The sequence below is a fragment of the Specibacter sp. NPDC057265 genome, assembly GCF_042668835.1.
Taxonomy (GTDB): domain Bacteria; phylum Actinomycetota; class Actinomycetes; order Actinomycetales; family Micrococcaceae; genus Specibacter.
The window spans coordinates 20,908-44,482 of the sequence record NZ_JBHUYE010000020.1 but is presented as its reverse complement, the minus strand read 5'-3'; the positions used below and the strand labels follow the sequence as shown (position 1 = coordinate 44,482).

The following is a 23,575-nucleotide window of genomic DNA, read 5'->3' as shown; positions in this document are numbered from 1 at the left end:
GCCTACTTCGTTACCAGCTGGGGCCAGAAACCGCCCGTGTCCACCACATGTTTGCCGTTCAGCGTGCTTGGATCAATGTCCCCGAATTTGTCATGCTTTACCAACAGGGCAATGACATCTGCGGTGTTCAGCGCGTCATCCCTGGAGTTCAAGGAAACATTGGGTAGATCCCGCAGGTCCCTGGGAAGCACCGTGGCATGAGGTTCCATGACTTCGATAGTCGCATCGGGGCGGGCAAGGGCCAACTTTCGCACAATGCCAACGGCGGGTGACTCTCGCATGTCATCTATGTTGGCCTTGAAAGCAAGGCCAAGAGCTGCGATCACCGGCGACGAGATTTCTGCAATGGGCGCTAGAATCTCGCGCACCACGTGGTCTGGCTTGGCATCGTTGACTTCACGTGCCGTCCTGATGAGCCGGGCATTTTCCGGGTCCGCGGCAACAATGAACCAGGGATCTACTGCGATGCAGTGGCCGCCGACGCCTGGGCCGGGCTGCAAAATGTTAACCCGGGGATGGTGGTTGGCCAACTTAATGAGCTCCCACACGTCGACGCCCAAGTTCTTGCTGATAATGGACAGCTCGTTGGCGAAGGCGATATTGACGTCGCGGTAGGAATTTTCCACCAGTTTGGACAGCTCGGCGGTGGCCGCATCTGTCTGAAGGATCTCCCCCTGGCAGAACGTGCCATAGAGGGCGGTAGCAGCCGCGGCTGCACCAGCGTTGAGTCCGCCTACGATCCTGTCATTGGTTACGAGCTCAATCATGACCTTGCCTGGCAGGACACGTTCGGGGCAGTGCGCAAACATTACGATGGGACGTTGGTTTGAACCGTCCAGGCTCAAATCCGGACGGGCTGCCAGAATCACAGTGGCCATATGTTGCGTGGTCCCGGGAGGTGAGGTTGATTCGAGGATGATCAACTCGTTGCCCTGTAGTTTGGGGGCAATGGCGCGGGCAGCGTCTTCGATGTAACTTAGATCTGCTGATTTATCAGCCAGAAAGGGCGTAGGGACCGCAACTATGAAGACGTCTGCCTGGGGAGTTTCCTTCTGAGCCACCAACCGTCCCTGGGCCACGGCTCCGGCAACTTGGATTCCCAGGTCCGGTTCCACGAAGGGTACCTCGCCACGGTTAACAGCGTCGACAGTGGTGGAGGAGACGTCCACGCCAATGACTTTCAGCCCGTTGGCTGCCAAAATGGCTGCCGTGGGAAGTCCAATGTAGCCCAAGCCAATGACGGCTACCGTCTCCATGCTGGAGACGGCAGTGCTTTTTTCAGATATCAACATGTTTACTCGGTTCCCCATAGAATTTTAAATCGCCGGAAGCTAGAAGTTCGGCGTCGTTGACTTGCCAGGTGTGTCCATTGCCGGAGCGCACCTGATAAAAATTGAAGCGGTCTGCCGAGTAGATCTGCAGACCCGCTTTGCCCGCGCTGCGCAGGAATCCCGTGTCTTCACCCAGGCCGACAGCTTGAAAGGCATTCTCTGTAAAGGAACGGCGGTGCCCCATAATGGTGGGTCCCATGATGAAGTCAGTGAAGCGATGTTCCTTGTGGCCAAAACGCAGGATGGTGGCTTGGGAATCCTGCAGATGCATGTAGTGCGCCTGCTTCCCCACTATGTCCGCCCCGGAATAGTCAAGAGCGAACAATTGGTCGGACAGGTAATTTGCCCCGTAGTGGTCATCGTCATCCATCTTGGTCAGCACATCGCCCCCTGAGGCTTCCACACATAGGTTCAGGCACTCCCCCAGAGACACGCAACGGGGAGCGGTGAGGTGGACGACATCGGAGACGCCATGCTTGCGCTGCTGTTCCGCGATCTCCCGCTCCGTGACCTCAAAACCATGAGTAAGCAAGACCAATTGGGCAGCCACACCGCTTTGTGAGCCCACAGTACGGAAAATTCTGTCCAGTTGTTGCGGCCGGACGGTGGGAACCAATGCAGACACGGCAGGACGCACCGTTGGGGTTGCACGGTGCGGCAGCGCGCTCTGCAGGACCGTTTGCACCCGGTGGGCATAGGTGTGTTCTTGCCATATGCGGCGCTGTGCCAAGTGCGCAGTGCGGTCATTGAGCTCAGGGTTGGCTACCAGAGCTCGCGTCAGCAGGCCTGCTTCTTCTCGTGCATGGGCAACGGGCACTTCATCGGCAGTGAAGAACTTCCGGATGGCAGCACTTGGTGCCGACACCACGGGTGTACCTGCAGCAGATATTTCGAAAATTCTACGAGCGCACATGCTGGGCGATTCCACCACGGAGTTGACGTTCAGGAACACTTTGTAGGCCTTATAGGCCGTCAACATTTGCGGGTAGGTCAGCGATCCCACCACACGGGAATCCAATGGCGCCGGGAATTGATACTCCGGATTCCCGCCAAGCTGCCGGGAGAAGATCTCAAGTCCTGTTGCCATTTTTGCGGACGCGTCCATTGCGCCGGCAAGCAACAAGTCCATCTGCTCACGGCGTTCGGGATACTTGTGGGCAAAGTACATGCCTCCGAAGGCAACATCACGCTGATGCCATCCCCTGCGGGGGCGTACGGGATTGTGCACGGAAGGCTGTGCGGCGAAGGGTAGGACCGCTATGCGCTCGTGGCCCAAGTCTTTCTTGTAGGAATCGATCCGATCGGCATCAGAGGTGTAGACAAAGTCAAAGAGTTTGGCCGCTGGAAGAAAGTCGTCATAGTGCGGCGGGTCCTCCTTGTTCCAGAAAACGCTGGGGATCTTGGCTTCCCGGCAGGCCTGCAACATGGAAATCAGCTGGGCATCAGGGCCTTCCGGTCCGCCAATTTTTCCCCGCCAGAGACGTTCGTTGCCGGCCCAGGCGGACTCAACGAAAATGAAGTCCAGACCGGTCAACTGTTGTTGCCAGGATGCGGGGTTCAAGGCCACAGCTGTCCATTCGAAGCGGAAGGCCATGGCGGAGAAGTCATCCAGGATCACGCCCACGCGTAGATCGGCCCGACGCGGCGGGGCAGCAGGAATTGTGGCCTCGGAAAAGGACAAACGCCGTTTCTTGCCGCGGCCAATCCAGCCGCCTTCGGCTCCCTGCACACCAGTGGGTGCGGCAAGTCCCAGATCAACGCGGCGGCGGTTCTGCCACTCTTTGACCTGCTGGGGCCCACCAGCGCGTAGATGCCATAGTGCCGTTTTTGCCTCTGCTGCGGAATACATTAGCCGGCCACCTGCCGCAGTGGAGCATTGACAACCTGAATTTTGTTCATGGCGGCCATGGTTTCCGAGCGCATCTTTTGAGCCGTGATGTTGTTGCCCTTGGACAGGTGCTTGGTGAAGGTCATGTAGGCCTTGGCCACCTCCCGGGGATCGCCATCCATGATGAGATCTCCCTTGTCCAGCCAGACAACGCGGCCGGTCATGGACTTGATGGTGTCCAAGCTGTGGCTGACCAGGAGTACGCACCCGGCCTTGGAGCGCAGCTCGTCCATGCGCTTCTTGCTGCGGGCAGCAAATTGCGCGTCACCGGTATTCAAGGCTTCATCGACCAGCAGGATCTCCGGGTTGGCGCACGCTGCAATGGCAAAGCGCAGACGTGAACCCATGCCGGATGAGTAGGATTTCATGGGCAGGTGGATGGACTTCTCCAGGCCGGAGACCTCCACGATCTCGTCGAACCGCTCATCAATTTCCTCCCGTGTCAGTCCCATGGCGAGGCACCCCAAAACAACGTTTTGGTCTCCGGAAAGTTCAGGAACCAGCGCTGCGTTGACTCCCAGCATGATGGGGGTGCTGGACGCGTGAATGGCGCCGTGGGTGGGACGTATCTGGCCGCTCACCAGCTTCATCAGGGTGCTTTTGCCTGAGCCGTTACGGCCAATGACACCGACGGATTCGCCGCGGTTCACCACCAGGGAGAGCTCGTTCAGCGCGTTGACGGTTACCGTATTTGGCAAGGGATTGAATCTACGCAAAATCTTGAGCTTTGGGTAACGGGTATCCACCACAGCTTCTGTAGATGCAACCCGGTACCGCATGGCGACGTTTTGGGCCACAATGCACGGTGCTGGCTGGATGTTGGTGAGAAGATCAACCACGGACATAGGATTCCTCGGCTTTCCAGAAGTAGAGCATGCCGATGACAAACAAGCCCAGGGACCATGCAGACAGCAGGATCCAAGAATGGAGAGCGGGAACGGTGCCATACAAAATGCAGTCGCGTGCTATGTCAATAATGATGAACATGGGGTTTATTTGCATGATGTTCAGCAACACGGGATGGTCAATGAACCGCTCATAGGAAAAGAAAATAGCCGAGAGGTACATCAGTGCCCGCAGGGCGAAAGGCAGCAAGTGGGTGATGTCATTAACGCGAGAGATGAGACGCGCAAGTATCAGCCCGAGGCCCAGGTTGAAGAGGAACTGCAGGGCCAGCACTGGAATGAGAAGCAGCCACAAGCTGGTGATGTTTTCTGTGGGGGGAATGACCAGCACGATCAACAGCATGGCCAAGAGGAGGGGCACATTGGACAGCAGCTCACGCAGGTTTGCGCCAATGGGCAAGGCCGCCCGCGGGAAGCTGAATCCCTGCACCAGGGACCGGTTCTGGGTAATTGAGCGGGCCCCACTGGTTATGGCGCCTGCCGTGATTTGATACATGAAAATGCCAATGACAAGGTAACCGATAAAGTTTGGAATGCCCTTGCCGGTTCCTAAAATGAGCCCAAAGATCAAGTAATACGTTGCGCCGTTGAAGAGCGGATTCAGGATCAGCCAGGCGCTGCCCAACTTGTCCCGGCGCGTTCCGCTCTGGACACGGGCGCGGGCATCGTAGAAGATGAACTCGCGAAAGTCCCACAGCTGGACCAGATAATCCAGAAAACGTGGACGGGCTCCGACGCGCTGGAGTTGACCCAGATCAATGGGCACCTCCTGTGGCGCGCGGGGCGTAATAGTCTCTTGGGCAGCCGTCACGAGGCTAAACTCCCTTGTTCCAGTTCAATCCGCAAACGATGGTAAAGGTCGGCGTACAGTTGGGCGTTGGCTCCCCAGGTGCGGGTTTCCAGGACGAGCTCCCTGCCCTTGGCGCCCAGCCTTTGGCGCCCAGCGGGGTCGTTGAGGAGTTCAGCCAGCGTTGCGGCCAGTGCCTCAGGATTGCCCGCAGCGCTGAGTCTGCCGTTGACGCCGTCGAACACTATTTCCCGCAGGGCTGGCAGGTCACTGGCCACAACAGTCCTGCCACTGGCCAACGCCTCCACGGGTTTTAGTGGCGTCACGGCACGTGTCACGTCCAGGTCCTTGCGCGGCACCACGAAGATGTCCATGGCCTGGTGGTACAGGGATGTTTGTTCGCGGGGTACGCGGCCGGGGAAGATGACAGCCTTGGCCAATCCCAAGCGCGCAGCCTGCTCCCGCAGTGCAGCTGCAGCGGTGCCGCCGCCCACCAGCAGCAGCCTCAGACGGGGGAACTGGGGTGCCAGCAAGGCAAAAGCAGCCACCAGATCATCCAGACCCTCATAGTCCACGAGCGAACTGACAGTGCCAATGTAGTTCAGGACCGGATCCAGGCCCAGGGCGGCACGGGCGGATTCGGGGGAACCCGGTTCTGCCAGAAAGTCACCGCCTACGGCGTTGGGCGCCAACACGATCTTGTCCGCGCCAATGCCCTGTGCCTCAATGCTGGCCTGCATGGCCGTACCAAGGGTGGCCACCGCGCCGGCCGCCTTCATCACTGATGCCTCTGCGCCTTGGAACGCCAAGTAACGCTCGCTGTGCTTCGCCGACTCATGGCGCGTGGACGCCCATGTATCCGCCAACTGTCCGCGCACCTCATATACCCACGGGATGCCGAGAGCCCGTGCCACGGCACCCACCACCAGGCCGTTGACGAAGTGCGTGGTGGTGTGCAGGACTTCAGGGCGGAACTCCAGCGCCACCTGCAGCAACGCTTCCGCCTCCTGCTGCAAACGGGCATCGGCTGTCCTGGCCAGCGTGGCCGGGATCAGGCGTCGATACACCACGCCCTCCACCTCATCCTGCGGCTGGGACAAAATCCTGCCCACCTGAACGGGATAGCCCAGGCGTGTCACGGCCAGCACCTGCGCACCGGCAGCCTGTTGCGCGGCCAGAATGGAGTGGCTGCGCTGGGCGTACCCGCTGCCCGTGTGGGGAAGGGAATTGGTGAGAAAGTGCATCACCCGTCCGGAGACGGGTGTCATGGGAACCGAGGAAAGCTTGGGCTCCCAGCCGCTGAAGGTGGCTAGCTCCCCCGCCAGACGCTCGCGCTGGCGCCCGGCGGCACCACCTTGCCCGGCCAACGCGGCCACGGCCCCGCTCATGTCGCCGTCGTACCATCTGCGCCGGGCCAGGGTGGAGCTGTACCGCCGTGCAGTGCGGGCCAGGGGCAAGAACGTATCCGCCCACTGCGGCAACCCGGCTCCCAAAGCCACATCAGCAGCCCATCGGGCCGTATTGGCCGATGGATTGTGTGTGGCAGCCTGCCTGAACTTTTGTTCCAAGCCAGCCAGGTCTCCGCGGACATAGCAGGCCACCAGGGCCGGCGCCGAGCTGGAACGGGACATGACCTGGGTGACCGCCTTGGCCACCGGCTGCACCAACCCGGCAGGAAGGCGGCGGGAGAGTTGCAGGGCCAGCACAATGGGATCGTCGGCCACATGGTGCAGGACGGTGGAAGCCGCTAGCCGAATGTTATGCAAAGTACTCATTGGCGGCGTTTCTTTTCCTGGACCAAGCCAGAAATCAACTCCATGTAGGCCGCCGCCAGCACTGGATAATCAGCGTTCTCCTGCACCCACTCCCGGCCGGAGGAACCGGCCACCAGCCGCGACCGGTCTGCAGCCAACTCCCGCCACAAGGCGGCAATTTTCTCCGGCTTCCAGGCAACCACGTCTCCCCCGTCGGCATCTTCGACGATCCGGGCGGCCTCGCCGCGCACAATGGCCGTGACATGACGGCCAATGGCCAGCACTTCGTAGGTTTTGGAAGGAACGGTGGCCTCAAATGACTTCCAGTCATCCCGCAGGGACACAATGCAGGTATCTGCGGATTTATAGCGATTGAGGACGTCCTGCCCTTGCAGGGACGGGTGGAAGGTCACGGGAGCCTGCAGTTCTGCTGCAAGGATCATCAGTTCGGGACGGTGGGTGCCGTGGCCCACCATGTGCAGATGCATGGAGTCGCCCACCAGGGCGCTGGCGCGGATGATGGCATCCAGCCGCTGGCTCTGGCCGTGGTTGCCCAGATACAGCGCCTCAAATGTGTCCCGCTCGGCCGCGGGCGGCTCAAAATGCGGCATGGAAGCCAAATCAAGACCATTGCTGATGGTGGTGACGTTTTTCACGCCACGGTTCCGCAGCGTCTGCGCAAAACCCTCGGTCACCGCCACCACCAGATCGGCACGCATCTGGATGGCTTCCACCACGCGCTCGATCAAACTTTTGACATTGCCCTTGACCAGGCGCGCATCGCGGGCCAAATCCGGCCAAGCGTCACGCATTTCCACAATGAGCGGGACATGGCGAATCTTGGCCACAATGAATCCGGCCACCAGAATGGGCAGGCTTGGCGCCGTCACCACAACCACATCAGCCCTGCGCCACATCAAACCCGCGGGAATGGACATGGCAGCTGAAAACACCTGATCAATCAGGCGTGCGGCATGGAAATTACCACTGTGCGGGATAAAGGGAATGCGGATAAGACGTTCTCCGTGCGGTCCCCGCTGGACCTTGAATGCGGCGCCGGCAACCTTGAGCGGCAGTTGCCGTCTGCCATGAGGGAAATGGGCTACGGGAGTGACGACATCAATGGTCCATGAGGCTTTCCGAAACTCACGGATGAGGGAACCCCAGCGGCGCTGCGGCGGGCTGTGCTCTGGCCAGTACGAGTGGATCAACAACATGATGCGCAAGGGTTTGGGTGTTTTACCGTTTGAGCGGCGCGATCGACGTGAAGACGGAGACGTTGTCTCCGATGATGTTTGCGACAAAGACGCTTACTCTCCGACCTTCAGTGCCGTGGACGGGCCGCGTTTGCCACCGTGGCGCATGATGCGGAAGTACCCGAATCCCAACAGCAGCAAGAATGCAATAACCAGAGCCTGAACCACGGGTGAGCTTCCAGTGGCAACCACGGACTCCGTGATTTTCTGGGCTTGGACCTTCAAAGGTGCCGCAGCAGCTTTGGACTGTGTTGCCAGCGGCGATGGGGTTGCAACCGGCGCCACGGCGGCGGTCTCCGTAGGTGTTGCTTCCTCGGTGGGAAGCACAATTTCCTCTTCAGGCTCAGGTGTCTCCACAGCTTCCGTGGTTTCCACAGTGGCTTCAGGCACTGGTTCGCGCGATGGCGCCGGCGCGGGGGCTGGCACTGGTGCCGGTGCTGGGGCTGGTGGCGCAGGTGGGGGTACGACGATTACCGGCGGCGCAGGCTTGACCGGATCGGGCGGAGTCTCGGAATCGTTCGGGACATCCGTTGGCTGCCCTGGTGTGGTGGGCAACTCCGGCTCCGGTGACGGTGTGGCATCCGGAAAGTCAGTCGGGGTCGACTGCGCCGGTGGCTCATCATTCTCGGCCGCATGGGTGCCGGGAACAAAGAAAAAAGTCGAGACTATAAGGGACGCAAGCAGCACCGCTGTGCGAAAAGACCTCTTCTTTTTGCCAATTTTGGCCACAATTATCCCCCAGTACGGCAACGCATTTTTGCGCAGTGTAGAACTTTGCTTGATCCCTTAGGACCAAAACCGGCCACTGAGATAAACGTCGAATACCTTGATTATGCCACAATGTGGAAATCCCACCACTTGCTCGTTCAACGCCCGTTCAGCATCCGTTCACCTAAAATTCCGGCGGGGCCCGGAATCCCAGCTCCCAAGCCCCGCCGTCAATAACCGGATTGCGCCGGAAAACCCCTAGTACGTGAAGTTCATGACCGTCACGGTGCCCGCCGTCAGGGCAAAGCTTTGTTCTTGAACTCCCGGCTTGAAATTCATGGGCGCCGGGCGCTGGGCATTGTCCACTGGAGCGGTAGCCGCACCGTCAATGGCGACGCCGTCCTCTGCCCCGTATGAGGGTCCCGTCATCTGGGTCATGGTGGCGGTTGCCGGGATATTGGGCAGCTTCAGCGTCACCTGGGTTTGCGCGGACTGCGTGGGATCATTTTGGTTAATGAAGACCACCGTGGTGCTGCCGTCGTCCTTTTGGATAGCGTAGGCCTGATTAAGGCCGCCGCCTTCATTGCTGAGCTGCAGGAACTTTCCAGCACCGATGGAGGAAACCATGGAGATTCCGTAGTAGTTGGCCCGCACGCTCATGTCGCCGGTGGGTTGCAGGTAGGCGCCGTCGGCGCAAACCATGGACATGGGCGGGCCTCCTTGGCAGGTGATCATGGAGCTGTGGAAGTCGGCCTGGCCTATGCCCGTTTGGGCCGTGCTGAGTGCAAAGTCCGCCGCCCAGAGAGCTGAGGCATAAGTTTTAGTGGTCTCATTGCCGCCGGTGCAGGCAGAGATGCCGGACTCCGGAATCCATATGGGCATGCCAGCAGCATTGCCCTTGTCCACAAAGGTCTTGGCGTACTTGACCACTTCCTGGTTCATGGTGGACGACATGAGATTGGCCATGGTGGGCGCATCTTCTGCCTTGCCAGTGGTGCAGCCCGTAAGCGGGTAGTGGTGGAAAGTCAGCACCTTCTTTTGCTGCATGGGGATTCCAGCCCATTCGTCGGCCCAGTTGGCGGAGTAGGTGCCGGGACCGGAGATGGGGACATTGGGGGCCGTCTTGTACATAGCCGCCGCGTAGGCTTCAGCTTCCTGGGCGAACTGGTCCACCGTGTAGGCGCCCGCCCGCCTGTCTCCGTCGCCGAAACCGTTGGGCTCGTTTCCAATGGTGATGGCAACCAAGCGGTCGCCAAAGATTTCAGCACCGTACTTGGCCATGTCGGCTGCACGCTCGGGGTTGTAATGACCCAAATCCACGGACAGGCTGATGTAGGCATCTGCAGCTTCCAGCATGCCCATGATGCGCTGCAGGTCTTCCGGCCCGGCGGAGCGGACGGGGTGTGCCTTGTCTCCGGAGTAGTCGGCCGGGATGGCCTCACCCGTCGATGTCCAAAAGAAGCGCCTGTCCACCGCATTGCCACCAAAGCGGAGGACTGGCTGGTGCAGGCCGCGCAGGATCTGCACCATGGTCTGATTGTCGGCATTAAGGTTGGGATCCGCCAGGTCCGTGGCTTCCAAGGACAAGCCCACCTGCGAGGAGGACAACTGCGTACCCACCGGCTCATTACCGATGGTCACTGTTTGTGGATCCACCGGTGTTTGCGGTGAGCCGGCAGGCGGTCCGGCCTGTTGGTAAAAGCTGCTGACGGGCGGGTACGTCTTCACGGGATCCGGTGCGACCGCTGAGAAGGTGGGGGCGGGCGCCGTTGTTTGCGCAGCCTGGCTGTCCCCCTCGTCATTAAATAGCGGAGGCAGAATCACTGCCGATGCTGCAAGCAGGACGGCAACGGTGCCGCCGGAAATAATCCAAGCCTTCTTCTGACGCAAAAGTGCTCTCCAACTACTCAATACTGCTAGGGGTTCAGCGTTTGAGCCTACCAGCGGAAATAAAAAAGACCCCGGCTCCACTGGAGCCGGGGTCTTTCCTTATGCATTTATCTAGACTTTCTTTCGCGTCAAAAGTCCCCAAATTACAAGGACAATGAGCGAACCGCCAATTGCGAGCAACCATGTTGAAAGCGAGAAGAATTCTTTAGTGTCAACGCCAAACAAGGCGCTGCCAATCCAACCGCCCAAAAGGGCTCCAACAATACCCAGCAAGAGGGTTGCGAGCCAGCCGCCACCCTGCTCGCCCGGCTTGATCGCTTTCGCGATGGCACCGGCAATCAGGCCCAAAATGATCCAACCAATGAAACTCATGTCTTTTCTCCGTTCGGATGAAGTCTGTATGTCTCAGCATTAAATCGCAATGCACTCAGCTACCTTACAGCCTTCTGTAGTAGCTTGACTCCGCCACGCCCAAAATTTGCCTCCCAGGGGGGCAAGTGAGATGTTGTTCACTTTTTTGCCACTGCGTCCTGAACTTGAGGGGCAGCCGCGCACCACGTGATGCTCCGCTGCCAGCTCCGCCAGGCCGTCAACTCTGTGGCTAGTGTTGGGCTTCCTCGGCTGCTGCCTTTTTAGCTGCCTTCTCGGCATCCTTTTGCGCCCTGATGACCTCGGATTCGTGCTGTTCCTCGGCCTTTTCTTGGTGGATGACCTCGGCCAGGAGTTTTTCCATTTCCTTGGCCACGCCGGCCGCGGAGGCAGGATTTTGTCCGGTGACCAGGCGTTCGTCCACCACCACCATCTCCTCAAAAACGTCGGCAGCCACATGGGTGGCGCCCCGCTCCTGGAGCTGGTCGGCCAGGAAGAAGGGAATGACCTGGTCCTTCTGGGCAGCGACTTCCTCGTCATTGGTGAAGGCGGCCACCTTGCGGCCCGAGACCAGGCGGATGCCATTTTCCAAGGTCACGTTCAGCAGGCCTGCCGGACCGTGGCACACGGCGCCCACCACGCCACCGGCGTTGTAGATGTTGGCCACCAGGTCGCTCAGGCCTTCACTGTCCGGGAAGTCCCACATGGTGCCGTGGCCGCCCACGAGGTAAACGGCGTCGTACTGTTCTGCATCGATGACGTCAACGCGGGCAGTGTTGAAAAGCCCGGCCCGGGTGGTTTCATCTTCCGTGAAGGCCACCTGGATGGGATCTTGTGCATCGACCTCGTCCTGGGGCGGCTGGCCACCTTGGATGGAGGCAAAATCGACGAAGTGGCCGGAATCCTTGAAAACCTTCCAGGGATGGGCGGCTTCCGCGACGTTGTACCCGGTCGCCTCGCCCGTGTCAGCAATCTCGGAAACGCTGGTCAGTACCATGAGGATTTTCTTCATGAAGTGCTCCTTTCGTCCACCTTCCACCCTAGGCGAGTCCAGCGGCCCCTGCCACCAACCCTGCCTGTCCACGGCGGGGCCACGGCCCTGGGGATCAACGGCGCGGGGCAGCGGCTAGGCTTGAATCATGCGTTTTTTTGCCTCCCCAGCCCTTCGTTCCATCCCCGTGGCAGTCACAGCAATTCTGCTCCTGAGCGCCTGCTCGCCGAAAGTGACCCTGACTGAGGCGGCGGACGCCAACAATCCCGCCTGCGCCCCCATGATGGTGGCCCTGCCGGATGAGCTGGCCGGCGCATCCCGGCGCGCCACCACGGCGCAGGCAACCGCCGCCTGGGGCGAACCTGCAGCAGCGGTTTTGCGCTGTGGAGTGCAGGTGCCGGGGCCCACCACCGACCGCTGCGTCACCATCAACGGGGTGGATTGGGTCATCAAGGAGGGTGCGGAATCCTGGACCTTCACCAGCTATGGCCGCGATCCCGCCACGGAACTGGTGCTGGAGGAAAACAGGGTCCCCTCGGACACCGCCCTGTCTGAAATTTCCGCAGCGGTGGCAAAAATTCCCGCCGACGGCGGCTGCGTGGGCCGCGAAGACCTGCCTCCAGCCCCAGCGGCCTAGGACTTGATGCCCAGCCTCCACATCGAGGTGACCTCATGGGCGCGCGCTGCATAAAACGGGTCACTGGCATCCATGGCCTTGGGGTGGGCAGCAGTGGTGTCCACGCGCCCCAGCACTTCCAGGCCGGCTTGGGCAATCCAGGCCAGCAAATCCGCGCGCGAGCGCAGGCCCAGGTGTTCGGCGAGGTCGGAAATGATCAGCCAGCCCTCCCCCCCTGCGTCCAAGTGCTGGCCCAGCCCGGCCAGGAAGGCCCTGAGCATGCGGCTCTTGGGATCGTACACGGCGTTGTCCAGCAAGGTGTTGGCCGTGCCCGGCAGCCAGGGCGGATTGCACACCACCAGCGGCGCCCGGCCCGGCGGGAACATGTCACCCTGCACCACCGTGACGGCGTTGTCCAGGCCCAGTGCATGCAGGTTCTCCTCGGCGCAGGCCACGGCGCGCGGCTCGCTGTCGGTGGCCACCACCTGCTGCACGCCGCGCTTGGCCAGGATGGCAGCCAGCACCCCGGTGCCCGTGCCAATGTCGAAGGCCAGCGGGGCCGGTTGCCCCGCCACCACCGGCAGGGCGGTTTCCGCCACAAGCGCCAGGTATTCGCTGCGGATGGGGGCAAAGGTGCCGTAGTGGGGGTGGATTTTTGCGTCCAGTTCCTGCACAAAAAGCCCATTGCGGCGCCATTCGTAGGCCCCCACGGCGCCGAGCACATCCTGCAGCGGCGTCACTGTGGGTTCCTCCACCGCACCTGCCGCCGACATCCACGCCTGTGCAATGTCCGGAGCGCGGCGTAAAGCCACTGCCGGCCCCGGCACCAGGGGGATGAGCACCAGACCCAGCATGCGCGCACGGTGCGCACGCCCCTGCCGGTAGCGGTAAAACGCCTTGGCCACGTCCTCATCCTTGGCGCGGGCAAAGGTGGGCAGCCTTCTGGCCATGGCCGAGAGCAATTGGCGGGCATTGTGGTAATCGCCCTGCCACAGCATGGCCGTGCCATGGGCGGCCAGCCGGTGGGCGTCGTCGGCCGTAAGGGAATCATTGACGGCGACGACCTTTTTGGGGGCCGCCGCTCCGCTGGCCGAGAACCAGGAAGCAGTGTGTTCGCCGCCGTCCCCGCTCCAGCTCACGCCAGGAGCCGGTTGAAGAATGCTCATGAGACGGGCTCCTTGAAAAGGTTCGGGCACCAGGGACTCATGCAGTGCCTGCGTGGTGGGGGTGTGCACCAGTTTAGCCGGTGGGGGCGTGTTCCCCGCCCCGGGCCCAGCCGTGTCCGGAACCATGGCACCGAAGACCAGTGCGGCGCTCCCAAAGAACATTGGTTGTGCACAATTGAATTGTGTGCAATGCTTTTTCCATGGCAATTGTCAATGAAATGGTCTGCTTTTCCCTGTACTCCGCCACCCGCGCCACCACCCGGGCCTATACCCAACTCCTGGAGCCCTGGGGTTTGACCTACACCCAGTACCTGGTGCTGGTGGTTTTGTGGTCCGAAGGGGAGCAGCCGGTACACGCCTTGGGCGAGGCACTCCAGCTTGATTCCGGCACGCTGTCACCGCTGCTGCGCCGCATGGAGGACAAGGATCTGATTGTCCGCCGGCGCAACAGTGCCGACCACCGCCTGGTGAGCGTCTCCGCCAGCGGCAAGGCACAGGAACTGCGGGCGGAACTGGCCCACATTCCGCCCACCATAGCCCGCGGCACCGGCCTGCCGGACATGGCTGCGGCGCGGGCCTTCATTGACACCCTGGCGCAGCTGACGGCCACCATGCGCCACATTGCCGAGGCACCGCACTAGGCGCTCCATAATTTTCCAGGCAGCGACGTTGTCTGGTTACCGGAAAAATCACTGAAAGGCAGCAGAAATGCAAGCTCTGTACACCGCTGAAGCACTCTCCACCGGCCAGGGCCGGGATGGCCGTGTGGCCACCACCGACGGCCAGCTGGACCTGGTGGTGGCCCCACCCCGGGAACTGGGTGGAACCGGCGCGGGCACCAACCCGGAGCAGCTCTTTGCCGCCGGCTTCGCCGCCTGCTTCCACTCCGCACTGCATGCCGTGGCGCGGGGCAGGAAAATCAAGGTGGAGAACTCCTCCGTGGGCGGCCGCGTGCACATAGGCTCCAATGGCGAAGGTGGTTTCCAGTTGGCGGTGGAGCTGGAGGTGGTCCTTCCGGACATGGAGCCGGCGCTCGCCCAGGAACTGGCCGACGCCGCCCACCTGGTCTGCCCGTACTCCAACGCCACCCGCGGCAACATTGAGGTCACCGTGCGCGTGTCCGATGACTAGGCAGCCCCGGAACTTCCTGGCCAGGCTTGCTGGCCCGCAGCCGGCCACATCCAAGCCGCGGACCGTGGCCCGCGTTGTCCTGGGGGCGATGCTGGCCTTCGCCGGCGTCAGCCACCTGACGGTTTCCCGGCAGGAGTTCCAGGCCCAGGTGCCTGAATTTGTGCCCCTTGACCCTGATTTTGTGGTACTTGCCTCCGGCGCCGTGGAAATCACCCTGGGTGCGGCCCTGATCCTGCTCGCCAAGCGGCGTGTCCCGGTGGGGTGGGTGGTGGCCCTGTTTTTTGTGGCCGTCTTCCCCGGCAACCTGTCCCAGTGGCTCAACGCCCGCGACGGCTTTGGCCTGGATACCGACGCCAAACGTTTTGCGCGCCTGTTCTTCCAACCCGCGCTGGTGGCCGCGGCCCTCTGGTCCACCGCAGCGTGGCGCGACAGGCCCCGGAAGCTGCCCTGACAAAAATGCCCGCGGCACTTGGGCCGCCCGCTTGTGGGCGGCCCAAGTGCCGGGAGCCGGCACGGGTATGGCTAGCGCAGGCCCACCGGGCGGTTTAGGGCCAACTGCAGCAGTTCGTCAATGAGCTCGGAATAGCCCAATCCTGTTGCTGCCCACATTTGCGGGTACATGGAGCTGGGGGTGAACCCTGGCATGGTGTTGATTTCATTGATCAGCACCTCCCCGGCAGCGGTGTAGAAAAAGTCGACGCGGGAAAGCCCCTCAGCCCCCACGGCGTCAAAAGCCAGCGCGGCCTGCTCCCGGACACGGGCAAGGTCCGCTTCGGGCAGATCCGCCGGGCAGCTCAGGCTTGCGGCGCCGCCGGAGACGTACTTGGCCTCAAAGTCATAAAAGGCGTGATCCGAATCCACCATGGCAATTTCACCGGGCAGGGACACCCGCGGCCCCTCGTGTCCCCGGCCCTGCAGCACCGCAACTTCAATTTCACGGCCCACAATGGCCGCTTCAATGACCAGCTTCAAATCATGTTCGCGGGCAGCGGCAATGGCAAGATCCAGGCCCGCCAAGGAATCAACCCGGGAAATGCCCATGGAGGATCCGGCCCGGGCGGGCTTGACGAAGACGGGGAACCCCAAGGCCGCCACGCGCTGGCGCACCTGCTCGGGATCCACGCTCCACTGCCGGTCGGTGACGGCAATGTAAGGGCCCACAGCCAAACCGGCGGCTGCAAAAACCACCTTCATGAAGTGCTTGTCCATGCCCAGCGCCGAGGCCAGCACCCCGGCACCCACGTAGCGGGTGTCGCCCAGTTCCAGCACCCCTTGGACGGTGCCGTCCTCACCCCACGGCCCATGCAGCAGCGGGAACACCACATCCACCGCACCCAACTCCTGCAGCGGCTCCCCCGCCACGGAAGCCACCAACTGCTGGCTGCCGCGCAGATGCGCCAGGGCGAGGGTCCGCTCCCCGGCCTTGACCTCCGGCAGCTCGCCGGCCGTCAACGACCAGTTTTTGATTTCATTCCCCACCAGCACCCACTGGCCATTTTTGGCGATGCCGATGGGGACGACGTCGTACTTGCTGTCATCGATGGCCCCCAGCACGCCGGCGGCCGTCACGCAGCTCACGGCATGTTCGCTGGAGCGCCCGCCAAAGAGCAGGGCCACGCGGATGGGGGCAGGGGTGGCCGGTAACTCATTGCTCACGGGTCAGTCGCCTTCGGATTTCAGTTGGCGGGCCAACAGCAGCGGACCCAAATCATCGACAGTCAGTCTACCTTCCAACACACCCACCACTGCATTGGTGATGGGCATATCCACGCCCATCTTCGCGGCAAGATCGGACACCGCGCGGCCGGACTTGATGCCCTCGGCCGTCTGGGTCATGCGGTTGTTGACCTCCTCAAGGGTCAGCCCCTCCCCCAGCATGCGGCCTGCGGTGTGGTTGCGGCTCAGGGACGACGAGCATGTGGCGACAAGATCGCCCAGGCCCGCCAGTCCGGCCATGGTTTCGGCCTTGCCGCCCAGTGCCAATGCCAGCCGCGTGGTTTCAGCCAATCCACGGGTGATGACGGAGGCCTTGGTGTTGTCTCCCACCTTCTGGCCCTCGCAAATGCCCACACACAGGGCAATCACGTTCTTCACAATCCCGCCAATCTCCACACCCACCACGTCATCGACGGTATAGGGGCGGAAATAGGCCGGCTTGCACAGCCGCGCAACCCACTTGGCGGTGTTTTCATCCGCACATGCCACCACCGAGGCGGTGGGTTCCTGACGCGCTATTTCCATGGCCAGGTTGGGTCCGGAGACCACCACAATGCGCCCAGGCGGCAGGCTCAATTCCTCGGCTATCACCTGGGACATGCGCTGGTCGGTGCCCAGCTCCAGACCCTTCATCAAGCTGACCACCACGGCGTCCTGCGCCAGCTGCCCGGCCCATCCGCGGAGCTGCTCGCGCAGCGTCTGGGCGGGGACGGCCAAAACCACCAGCTGCGCACCCTGCAGCACGTCGCGGACATGGGTGGAGGCGGAAATGTTGGCGGGCAGCTCCGTGGAGGAAAGGTAGCGCGGATTCCGGTGGTGCTGGTTGATCTGGTCCACCACCTCCTGGCGGCGGCCCCACAGCATGATGCTGCGCTCCGTGCCCGCGGCGGCGTCGCCAAGGATTTTTGCAAAGGTGGTGCCCCAGCTGCCGGCCCCCAACACTGCAATCTTCTCCGGCGCCAACCCGTCCGCGTAGCTCACTAAAGATCCCCTGTTTCAGTTGTTCCGGCGCCGTGTTCCTGCTTTTTGGCCGGCTTTTTCCCAGGCGCGCCCTGCGCACCGCGTTCAACGAACCTGCCGTGGCTTGCCTGCTGGTGGGCGGAAGGATCCCAAATTTGCGCCGGGGCCTGCTCACCGCGCAGATCCGCCACCATCGCGGTGATGGCCTGCATGATCACTGCCGTCATGGCTTCCAGGGTTTCCTTGTCGCTGGGGCGGGCCATGAATGCGCTCAGGTCAATGGGCTCGCCCACCACCACATCAACCTTTTTGCGGGGGAAAATTTTGAAGCGCTTGGCATAGCGCGGGAACGCCTCCTGGGCGCCCCAGTGGACCACCGGAACCACCTTTGCCCCGGTCTTGAGCGCCAAGCGGGCAGCTCCGGTACGGCCACGCATGGGCCACAAGTCCGGATCACGCGTGAGCGTGCCCTCCGGGTAAATCACCACAGCTCCCCCACCATCGAGGATCTGCTGGGCCGCCACGAGGGACTTTCCGGCACCAACGCCGGAACGCTCGACGGGAATTTGCCGTGCCCCGCGCAAGACCGAACCCAGCACAGGTGCCTTGAAAAGGCTGTCCTTGGCCAAAAAGTGCGGCATGATGTTTTGGTTGTACAGCAGGTGGCCCACCACAACGGGGTCAATTTCCGTGCAGTGGTTGGGGACCACAATGAAGCCCTCATTGCGCGGCAGCTTGTCCAAACCATGCCACTGCTTGCCCACAATGACGTTCATGGCCGGCCGCGCCACGCCCGCAAGCACGGCGAAGAAAAGGCGCGTCCCCAGGGCCATGCCCTGGGGCTTGAAGGGCCGCTTGGGGCTGCCGCCGCGCTGCCGGGCGCTCATTGAATGGCTGCCATGGTGGAGCTTTCGTGGACATCAAAGTCGGCGCCCAGGCCGTTGAGCTTGGCTGTGAAGTGCTCATAACCGCGGCTGATGACATCTATCCCCGTCACCGTTGAGGTGCCCTGCGCCGCCAAGGCCGCAATCATGTGGCTGAAACCGCCGCGCAGGTCCGGGACATTGATGTTGGCGCCCTTTAACGGGGTGCGCCCGGAGATCACGGCCGAGTGGGTGAAGTTCCGCTGGCCGAAGCGGCAGGGAATGCTGCCCAGGCACTCGCGGTGCAGTTGGATGTTGGCGCCCATCCGGGTCAGGGCCTTGGTGAACCCGAAGCGGTTTTCATACACGGTTTCATGCACGATCGAGACGCCCTCAGCCTGGGTCAACGCCACCACCAGCGGCTGCTGCCAGTCGGTCATGAACCCCGGGTGGACATCGGTCTCCAACACCAGCGGCTTGAGGTCGCCGCCCTTGTGGAAGAAGCGGATGCCGTTGTCCTGAATGTCCATGCCGCCACCAATCTTGCGGAAGGTGTTCACAAACGTCATCATGTCACGCTGGCTGGCGCCCTCAACATAAATGTCCCCACCTGTCACCAGGGCCGCCGAGGCCCAGGAGGCCGACTCGTTGCGGTCCGGCAAGGCGGTGTGGTCGTAACCGCTCAGTTCCGTGACGCCCTCAATGCGGATGGTGCGGTCGGTCTGCACGGAAATGATGGCCCCCATTTTTTGCAAAATGGCTATGAGATCAATGATTTCCGGCTCCGTGGCGGCACCCGTCAGCTCTGTGATGCCCTCGGCGCGGGTGGCGGAGAGGAGCACCTGCTCGGTGGCGCCCACACTGGGATAGGGCAGGTTGATTTTAGTGCCCTTGAGCCCCATGGGTGCGGTGATGGAGATCCCGTCGCCGGTCTTGTCCACCACGGCCCCAAATTTGCGCAGCACATCGAGGTGGTAGTCAATGGGGCGGTCGCCAATCTTGCAGCCACCCAAATCTGGGATGAAGGCATGGCCAATGGAATGGATCAAGGGCCCGCACAGCAAAATCGGGATGCGGGAATCACCGGCATGGGTGTTGATCTCCGCGGAGCTGGCCTTCTTGGCGTTGGCTGGATCCATGGTGAGGTCTCCCGTGAGCGGGTCCTTTTCCACCGTGATGCCGTGCAGCTGAAGCAGGGAGGTGACAACTTCAACGTCCTTTATCTCCGGCACATTGCGAAGCGTTGAGGGCGCGTTGCCCAACAATGCCGCCACCATTGCCTTGGGGACCAGGTTTTTGGCGCCACGCACCTGCACACGTCCCTTGAGCGGCACTCCACCTCGGACAGTTAGAATCCTGCTCATTGTCACCTAATCCTTTTGTTGCACCTGCTCCCCGGCACCTGTCGGGGCTCAGTCAAGCATAGTTTCTTAGGTGTGGATGCTGAAATGGGCCCTGCTGCGTGCTGCGTGCGCGTCCCTTTATCCGCCTGGTCTCCGCACCCCGGCCAAACTCCGTGCCGGCCGCGCATCGTCCCGCCTTTCGCGCATGTCCGCCGATGCGCGGAAAGCGGGGAGATGCGCGGCGGCCGTGAAGGCCAGGCGCCGCGGGTCCGGTTAACAGCGGCTTAGAACCTCGCCGGCAGCGTGGTGGGCTTGATGGCGGGGCGTTGGGCTTCAAACGCGGTGATGTCAGGTTCATTGCGCAGCGTCAGGCCAATGTCATCCAGGCCTTCCAGCAGGCGCCACCTGGTGTAGTCGTCCACTTGGAAGGGGGCCACCACCGTGCCGGCGGTGACCATCTTGGCCACCAGGTCCACGGTGACCTCGGTGCCCGGCGCATTTTCCAGGACCTTCCAAATCAGCTCAATGTCATCCTGGGCCACTTCGGCGGCCACCAGCCCCTGCTTGCCCGAGTTGCCGCGGAAGATGTCGGCAAAGCGGCTGGAAAGGACGGCCTTGAAACCATAGTCCTTCAACGCCCAGACGGCATGTTCACGGGAGGATCCGGTGCCAAAGTCGGCGCCGGCCACCAGCACGGAACCGGTTTTGTAGGGTTCCCGGTTCAAGATGAATTCCGGGTCCTTGCGCCAGCTGGAGAACAGTGCATCCTCAAAGCCGGTGCGCGTGATCCGCTTGAGGTAGACGGCCGGGATGATCTGGTCCGTGTCAACATTGCTTTGGCGCAGCGGCACACCGATGCCGGTGTGGGTGGAAAACTTTTCCATGGTGAGCTCCTTAGGCTGCGTTTCCGGCGGGTACCCGGGCCGATTCAAGGTCCGAGGGCGAACTGAGGGTTCCGCGGATGGCGGTGGCCGCTGCCACCAGCGGGGACACCAGGTGGGTCCGCCCGCCCTTGCCCTGGCGGCCTTCGAAATTGCGGTTCGAGGTGGAGGCGCAGCGCTCGCCCGGGGCCAGCTGGTCGGGGTTCATGCCCAGGCACATGGAGCAGCCGGCAAAGCGCCACTCGGCACCGAAGTCCAAAAAGACCTTGTCCAGGCCTTCCGCTTCGGCTTCCAAACGGACCCGGGCGGAGCCGGGGACCACCAGCATGCGGATGTTCGGGTCCTTCTCGCGGCCGCGGATGATGTCAGCCGCCGCGCGCAGGTCCTCAATGCGGGAGTTGGTGCAGGAACCCAGGAACACCGTGTCAACACGGATGTCCTTCATGGGGGTCCCGGCCTCCAGGTCCATGTAGCTCAAGGCGCGCTCGGCTGCCGCCTTGGCGTTTTCATCGGCAAAGTCCTCCGGGAACGGCACCGTGTCACTGAGCGAGACGCCCTGGCCCGGGTTGGTGCCCCAGGTCACGAACGGTTCCAGCGTGTCGGCGTCCAGGAACACTTCGACGTCGAACTCGGCGTCGTCCTCCGTGGTGAGGGAGGACCAGTACTCCACTGCGGCATCCCAGTCGGCACCCTGGGGGGCGTGGGCGCGGCCCTTGAGGTAGTCGAAGGTGGTTTGGTCCGGGGCGATCATGCCGGCCCGGGCGCCGGCTTCAATGGACATGTTGCAAATGGTCATGCGGGCATCCATCGACAATGAACGGATGGCCGAGCCGCGGTACTCGAGCACATAGCCCTGGCCGCCGCCGGTGCCAATCTTGGCGATGATGGCCAGGATGATGTCCTTGGAGGTGACGCCGGGACGCAGCGTGCCTTCCACATTGATGGCCATGGTCTTAAAGGGTTTCAGCGGCAGGGTCTGGGTGGCCATGACATGCTCCACCTCGGAGGTGCCAATGCCAAAGGCCAGCGCTCCGACGGCGCCATGGGTGGAGGTGTGGGAGTCACCGCACACCACGGTCATGCCCGGCTGGGTCAGGCCCAGCTGCGGACCCACCACGTGGACAATGCCCTGCTCGGCGTCGCCCAAGGAGTGCAGGCGCACACCAAACTCCGCGCAGTTGTTGCGCAGGGTCTGGATCTGGGTGCGGCTGGTCAAATCGGCGATGGGCCTGTCAATGGCGAGCGTGGGGGTGTTGTGGTCCTCGGTGGCAATGGTCAAATCAGGCCGGCGCAGGGGCCGCCCGGCCAGGCGCAGGCCTTCGAAGGCCTGGGGGGAGGTAACCTCGTGAATAAGGTGCAGGTCAATGTACAGAAGATCCGGCTGTGCAGCGTCGCCGTGGCCTTCACCCTGGCGGACCACGTGGTCCCGCCAGACCTTCTCGGCCAGCGTTTTGGCACTCCTGCGCGGGGCAGCAACTGCCCCTTCCACTGCGTCGGTCGCAAATGACTCGCTCACAGCAGCTCCCTTCAGTTGTTGAATCCAGCCGGGCCTGCTTCCCGAGGTGGAACGGGTGCGGGAAGTGTTTGGCTGGTGTTCACCGGTTTGTATACCTCCACTGTCCCAGCACCATCGGCGCAGATGCCAGCCACTCGATTTGCATCTCACATAATGAGACTGCAATATCATTACATGGACAATTCTAGTGGCGTTGGCGTCATCGATAAAGCAGCACTTGTACTGGATGCCCTGGAGGCAGGGCCCACCACCTTGGCCCAACTCGTGGCAGCAACTGGTTTGGCACGGCCAACAGTGCACAGGCTGGCACTGGCACTGGTGCACCACCGGCTGGTCAGCCGAGACATGCAGGGCCGTTTTGTCTTGGGCAGCCGGCTCGTGGAGCTGGCCTCCGCGGCGGGCGAGGACAGGCTCATTGCCGCAGCCGGACCGGTTCTGCTGCAGTTGCGCGACTCCACGGGTGAAAGCGCGCAGATTTTCCGCCGCCAGGGCGATTCCCGGGTGTGCGTGGCCTCGGCCGAACGTCCCATTGGCCTGCGCGACACCATCCCGGTGGGCACCCAGCTGACCATGAAGGCCGGCTCCGCCGCGCAGGTGCTGCTGGCGTGGGAGGACCACGAACGCCTGCTGGAGGGACTGCACAATGCCCGCTTCACCCCCACGGTGCTGGCCGGGGTCCGCCGGCGCGGCTGGGGCCAGAGCCTGGGTGAGCGTGAACCCGGGGTGGCGTCCGTTTCCGCCCCGGTGCGCGGCCCCTCGGGACGGGTCATTGCGGCCGTTTCCATCTCCGGTCCGATCGAACGGCTCACGCGGCAGCCGGGGCGCCTGCACGCTGAAATTGTCTGCAATGCCTCCCGCATCCTGACCGAGGCGCTGCGCAAAAGTTCCTGAGCCTCCGGCCCGCCACACCGGGACAAGACGTAACGCGGGCAGCCCTCAGGCTCCTGCAGGTAGGGTGTGGGCATGAGCCATTTTGCCGTGTTCCTGCGCGGGATCAACGTGGGCGGCAACAACATGAAAATGGCCGCCCTGCGCACATCCCTGGCATCCCTGCCGCTGGATGGCGTCAAGACCCTTTTGGCGTCGGGAAATGTGATCTGCTCGGCCAGCGTTTCAGTGGATGAACTTAAATCCATGGTGGAACAGCGGCTGCGGGAATCCTTTGGCTATGAGGCCTGGGTGGTGGTTTTGGATGGGCCCCAACTGGAGCACATTGTGCGTGCCTGCCCTTGGCCGGCCCACGATCCCGCCGTCCACAGCTACGTCACGCTGGCCTCGGAACCGGCGGTTTTGGATGAGCTGGCCCGTCATGGCGGCGAAATTCCCGGTGTGGAACTGGCCCGGCTCAGTCCCGAAGCCCTGGCCTGGCCCGCGGTGCGGGGTGACACCTTGGCCAGCCCCTTTAGCAAGCTGTCGGCCCGGCCACGCTATAAAAGCACCACGACCACCCGCAACGTCCGCACGCTCCTCAAATGCAGTGAGGCGCTGGCTGCCCTGCCGTGAC

The 23,575-nt window shown here is 62.3% G+C and carries 23 protein-coding genes; 6 read left to right on the top strand and 17 right to left on the bottom strand.

Features of this window, described 5'->3' with window-relative positions; genetic code table 11:
• Positions 1-2: 2 nt before the first annotated feature.
• The 10 genes from wecC to ACFUCV_RS12660 form a co-directional block, all read right to left on the bottom strand.
• A complete protein-coding gene (wecC, locus tag ACFUCV_RS12705; protein WP_380816236.1) occupies positions 3-1,292 on the bottom strand; it encodes a UDP-N-acetyl-D-mannosamine dehydrogenase in 1,290 nt (429 codons plus the stop codon).
• Positions 1,279-3,180, bottom strand: coding sequence for a glycosyltransferase (locus ACFUCV_RS12700; RefSeq protein WP_380816234.1), 1,902 nt, complete (start codon positions 3,178-3,180; stop codon positions 1,279-1,281). Before ACFUCV_RS12700 ends, wecC begins: the two co-directional genes overlap by 14 nt.
• Positions 3,180-3,917: an ABC transporter ATP-binding protein gene (locus ACFUCV_RS12695; RefSeq protein WP_380816232.1), complete on the bottom strand. Its 738-nt coding sequence runs from the start codon at positions 3,915-3,917 to the stop codon at positions 3,180-3,182. Before ACFUCV_RS12695 ends, ACFUCV_RS12700 begins: the two co-directional genes overlap by 1 nt.
• 133 nt (positions 3,918-4,050) lie before the next feature.
• The gene (locus ACFUCV_RS12690; RefSeq protein WP_380816231.1) at positions 4,051-4,935 is read right to left on the bottom strand and encodes an ABC transporter permease; all 885 of its coding nucleotides are present in this window, start codon (positions 4,933-4,935) and stop codon (positions 4,051-4,053) included.
• Positions 4,932-6,686, bottom strand: coding sequence for a glycosyltransferase (locus tag ACFUCV_RS12685; protein WP_380816229.1), 1,755 nt, complete (start codon positions 6,684-6,686; stop codon positions 4,932-4,934). Before ACFUCV_RS12685 ends, ACFUCV_RS12690 begins: the two co-directional genes overlap by 4 nt.
• On the bottom strand, positions 6,683-7,882 hold the full coding sequence (locus ACFUCV_RS12680) for a glycosyltransferase family 4 protein (RefSeq protein ID WP_380816250.1): 1,200 nt from the start codon (positions 7,880-7,882) through the stop codon (positions 6,683-6,685). Before ACFUCV_RS12680 ends, ACFUCV_RS12685 begins: the two co-directional genes overlap by 4 nt.
• A 93-nt stretch (positions 7,883-7,975) precedes the next feature.
• Positions 7,976-8,296, bottom strand: coding sequence for a hypothetical protein (locus ACFUCV_RS12675; RefSeq protein WP_380816227.1), 321 nt, complete (start codon positions 8,294-8,296; stop codon positions 7,976-7,978).
• 591 nt (positions 8,297-8,887) lie between these two features.
• Positions 8,888-10,519 carry a hypothetical protein gene (locus ACFUCV_RS12670; RefSeq protein ID WP_380816226.1) on the bottom strand — a complete coding sequence of 544 codons (1,632 nt, stop codon included), beginning with the start codon at positions 10,517-10,519 and terminating at the stop codon, positions 8,888-8,890.
• A 111-nt stretch (positions 10,520-10,630) separates the two neighbouring features.
• Complete coding sequence (locus tag ACFUCV_RS12665; protein ID WP_380816224.1) at positions 10,631-10,891, bottom strand: GlsB/YeaQ/YmgE family stress response membrane protein; 261 nt, start codon at positions 10,889-10,891, stop codon at positions 10,631-10,633.
• Positions 10,892-11,120: 229 nt separating this feature from the next.
• On the bottom strand, positions 11,121-11,900 hold the full coding sequence (locus ACFUCV_RS12660; protein ID WP_380816223.1) for a type 1 glutamine amidotransferase domain-containing protein: 780 nt from the start codon (positions 11,898-11,900) through the stop codon (positions 11,121-11,123).
• Positions 11,901-12,027: 127 nt separating this feature from the next.
• Between ACFUCV_RS12660 and ACFUCV_RS12655 the strand changes: the two genes are divergently transcribed.
• A complete protein-coding gene (locus tag ACFUCV_RS12655; RefSeq protein ID WP_380816220.1) occupies positions 12,028-12,516 on the top strand; it encodes a DUF3515 family protein in 489 nt (162 codons plus the stop codon).
• Here the strand turns inward: ACFUCV_RS12655 and ACFUCV_RS12650 are convergent.
• Positions 12,513-13,661, bottom strand: coding sequence for a methyltransferase (locus tag ACFUCV_RS12650; protein ID WP_380816218.1), 1,149 nt, complete (start codon positions 13,659-13,661; stop codon positions 12,513-12,515). The two genes, ACFUCV_RS12655 and ACFUCV_RS12650, sit on opposite strands and share 4 nt — an antisense overlap.
• Before the next feature lie 200 nt (positions 13,662-13,861).
• Between ACFUCV_RS12650 and ACFUCV_RS12645 the strand changes: the two genes are divergently transcribed.
• The 3 genes from ACFUCV_RS12645 (at position 13,862) to ACFUCV_RS12635 (ending at position 15,243) form a co-directional block, all read left to right on the top strand.
• Complete coding sequence (locus tag ACFUCV_RS12645; protein ID WP_380816216.1) at positions 13,862-14,302, top strand: MarR family winged helix-turn-helix transcriptional regulator; 441 nt, start codon at positions 13,862-13,864, stop codon at positions 14,300-14,302.
• 67 nt (positions 14,303-14,369) lie between these two features.
• Entirely contained in the window at positions 14,370-14,792 is a 423-nt protein-coding gene (locus ACFUCV_RS12640) for an organic hydroperoxide resistance protein (protein ID WP_380816214.1), read from the top strand.
• Positions 14,785-15,243 carry a DoxX family membrane protein gene (locus ACFUCV_RS12635; protein ID WP_380816212.1) on the top strand — a complete coding sequence of 153 codons (459 nt, stop codon included), beginning with the start codon at positions 14,785-14,787 and terminating at the stop codon, positions 15,241-15,243. Before ACFUCV_RS12640 ends, ACFUCV_RS12635 begins: the two co-directional genes overlap by 8 nt.
• Positions 15,244-15,314: 71 nt before the next feature.
• On the opposite strand, the gene ACFUCV_RS12630 is transcribed toward ACFUCV_RS12635, so the two are convergent.
• The 6 genes from ACFUCV_RS12630 to leuC form a co-directional block, all read right to left on the bottom strand.
• A complete protein-coding gene (locus ACFUCV_RS12630; protein WP_380816210.1) occupies positions 15,315-16,448 on the bottom strand; it encodes a D-alanine--D-alanine ligase family protein in 1,134 nt (377 codons plus the stop codon).
• Positions 16,449-16,451: 3 nt separating this feature from the next.
• Positions 16,452-17,489 (bottom strand): NAD(P)H-dependent glycerol-3-phosphate dehydrogenase, encoded by a 1,038-nt coding sequence (locus tag ACFUCV_RS12625; RefSeq protein WP_380816208.1) that lies wholly within the window; start codon positions 17,487-17,489, stop codon positions 16,452-16,454.
• On the bottom strand, positions 17,489-18,301 hold the full coding sequence (locus ACFUCV_RS12620; RefSeq protein ID WP_380816248.1) for a lysophospholipid acyltransferase family protein: 813 nt from the start codon (positions 18,299-18,301) through the stop codon (positions 17,489-17,491). The genes ACFUCV_RS12625 and ACFUCV_RS12620 overlap by 1 nt, the downstream gene beginning before the upstream one ends.
• Positions 18,302-18,351: 50 nt before the next feature.
• Positions 18,352-19,695: a UDP-N-acetylglucosamine 1-carboxyvinyltransferase gene (gene murA, locus ACFUCV_RS12615; RefSeq protein ID WP_380816206.1), complete on the bottom strand. Its 1,344-nt coding sequence runs from the start codon at positions 19,693-19,695 to the stop codon at positions 18,352-18,354.
• Between the two features lie 263 nt (positions 19,696-19,958).
• A complete protein-coding gene (leuD, locus tag ACFUCV_RS12610) occupies positions 19,959-20,558 on the bottom strand; it encodes a 3-isopropylmalate dehydratase small subunit (protein ID WP_380816204.1) in 600 nt (199 codons plus the stop codon).
• Positions 20,559-20,568: 10 nt separating this feature from the next.
• Positions 20,569-22,044 (bottom strand): 3-isopropylmalate dehydratase large subunit, encoded by a 1,476-nt coding sequence (gene leuC / locus ACFUCV_RS12605; RefSeq protein ID WP_380816246.1) that lies wholly within the window; start codon positions 22,042-22,044, stop codon positions 20,569-20,571.
• A gap of 201 nt (positions 22,045-22,245) precedes the next feature.
• Here leuC and ACFUCV_RS12600 point away from each other — a divergent pair, with 201 nt between their 5' ends.
• On the top strand, positions 22,246-22,962 hold the full coding sequence (locus ACFUCV_RS12600; RefSeq protein ID WP_203315162.1) for an IclR family transcriptional regulator: 717 nt from the start codon (positions 22,246-22,248) through the stop codon (positions 22,960-22,962).
• Positions 22,963-23,034: 72 nt separating this feature from the next.
• Positions 23,035-23,574: a DUF1697 domain-containing protein gene (locus tag ACFUCV_RS12595; RefSeq protein WP_380816203.1), complete on the top strand. Its 540-nt coding sequence runs from the start codon at positions 23,035-23,037 to the stop codon at positions 23,572-23,574.
• Position 23,575 lies beyond the last annotated feature (1 nt).

What these genes read in the sequence shown, in the direction of transcription:
- ACFUCV_RS12620 (WP_380816248.1), bottom strand. Translation starts at nt 18,301, where the DNA reads ATGGCCCTGGGGACGCGCCTTTTCTTCGCCGTGCTTGCGGGCGTGGCG.
- ACFUCV_RS12660 (WP_380816223.1), bottom strand. Translation starts at nt 11,900, where the DNA reads ATGAAGAAAATCCTCATGGTACTGACCAGCGTTTCCGAGATTGCTGAC.
- ACFUCV_RS12645 (WP_380816216.1), top strand. Translation starts at nt 13,862, where the DNA reads ATGGCAATTGTCAATGAAATGGTCTGCTTTTCCCTGTACTCCGCCACC.
- wecC (WP_380816236.1), bottom strand. Translation starts at nt 1,292, where the DNA reads ATGTTGATATCTGAAAAAAGCACTGCCGTCTCCAGCATGGAGACGGTA.
- leuD (WP_380816204.1), bottom strand. Translation starts at nt 20,558, where the DNA reads ATGGAAAAGTTTTCCACCCACACCGGCATCGGTGTGCCGCTGCGCCAA.
- ACFUCV_RS12700 (WP_380816234.1), bottom strand. Translation starts at nt 3,180, where the DNA reads ATGTATTCCGCAGCAGAGGCAAAAACGGCACTATGGCATCTACGCGCT.
- ACFUCV_RS12600 (WP_203315162.1), top strand. Translation starts at nt 22,246, where the DNA reads ATGGACAATTCTAGTGGCGTTGGCGTCATCGATAAAGCAGCACTTGTA.
- ACFUCV_RS12640 (WP_380816214.1), top strand. Translation starts at nt 14,370, where the DNA reads ATGCAAGCTCTGTACACCGCTGAAGCACTCTCCACCGGCCAGGGCCGG.
- ACFUCV_RS12665 (WP_380816224.1), bottom strand. Translation starts at nt 10,891, where the DNA reads ATGAGTTTCATTGGTTGGATCATTTTGGGCCTGATTGCCGGTGCCATC.
- ACFUCV_RS12650 (WP_380816218.1), bottom strand. Translation starts at nt 13,661, where the DNA reads ATGAGCATTCTTCAACCGGCTCCTGGCGTGAGCTGGAGCGGGGACGGC.
- ACFUCV_RS12655 (WP_380816220.1), top strand. Translation starts at nt 12,028, where the DNA reads ATGCGTTTTTTTGCCTCCCCAGCCCTTCGTTCCATCCCCGTGGCAGTC.
- ACFUCV_RS12685 (WP_380816229.1), bottom strand. Translation starts at nt 6,686, where the DNA reads ATGAGTACTTTGCATAACATTCGGCTAGCGGCTTCCACCGTCCTGCAC.
- ACFUCV_RS12635 (WP_380816212.1), top strand. Translation starts at nt 14,785, where the DNA reads ATGACTAGGCAGCCCCGGAACTTCCTGGCCAGGCTTGCTGGCCCGCAG.
- murA (WP_380816206.1), bottom strand. Translation starts at nt 19,695, where the DNA reads ATGAGCAGGATTCTAACTGTCCGAGGTGGAGTGCCGCTCAAGGGACGT.
- ACFUCV_RS12680 (WP_380816250.1), bottom strand. Translation starts at nt 7,882, where the DNA reads ATGTTGTTGATCCACTCGTACTGGCCAGAGCACAGCCCGCCGCAGCGC.
- ACFUCV_RS12595 (WP_380816203.1), top strand. Translation starts at nt 23,035, where the DNA reads ATGAGCCATTTTGCCGTGTTCCTGCGCGGGATCAACGTGGGCGGCAAC.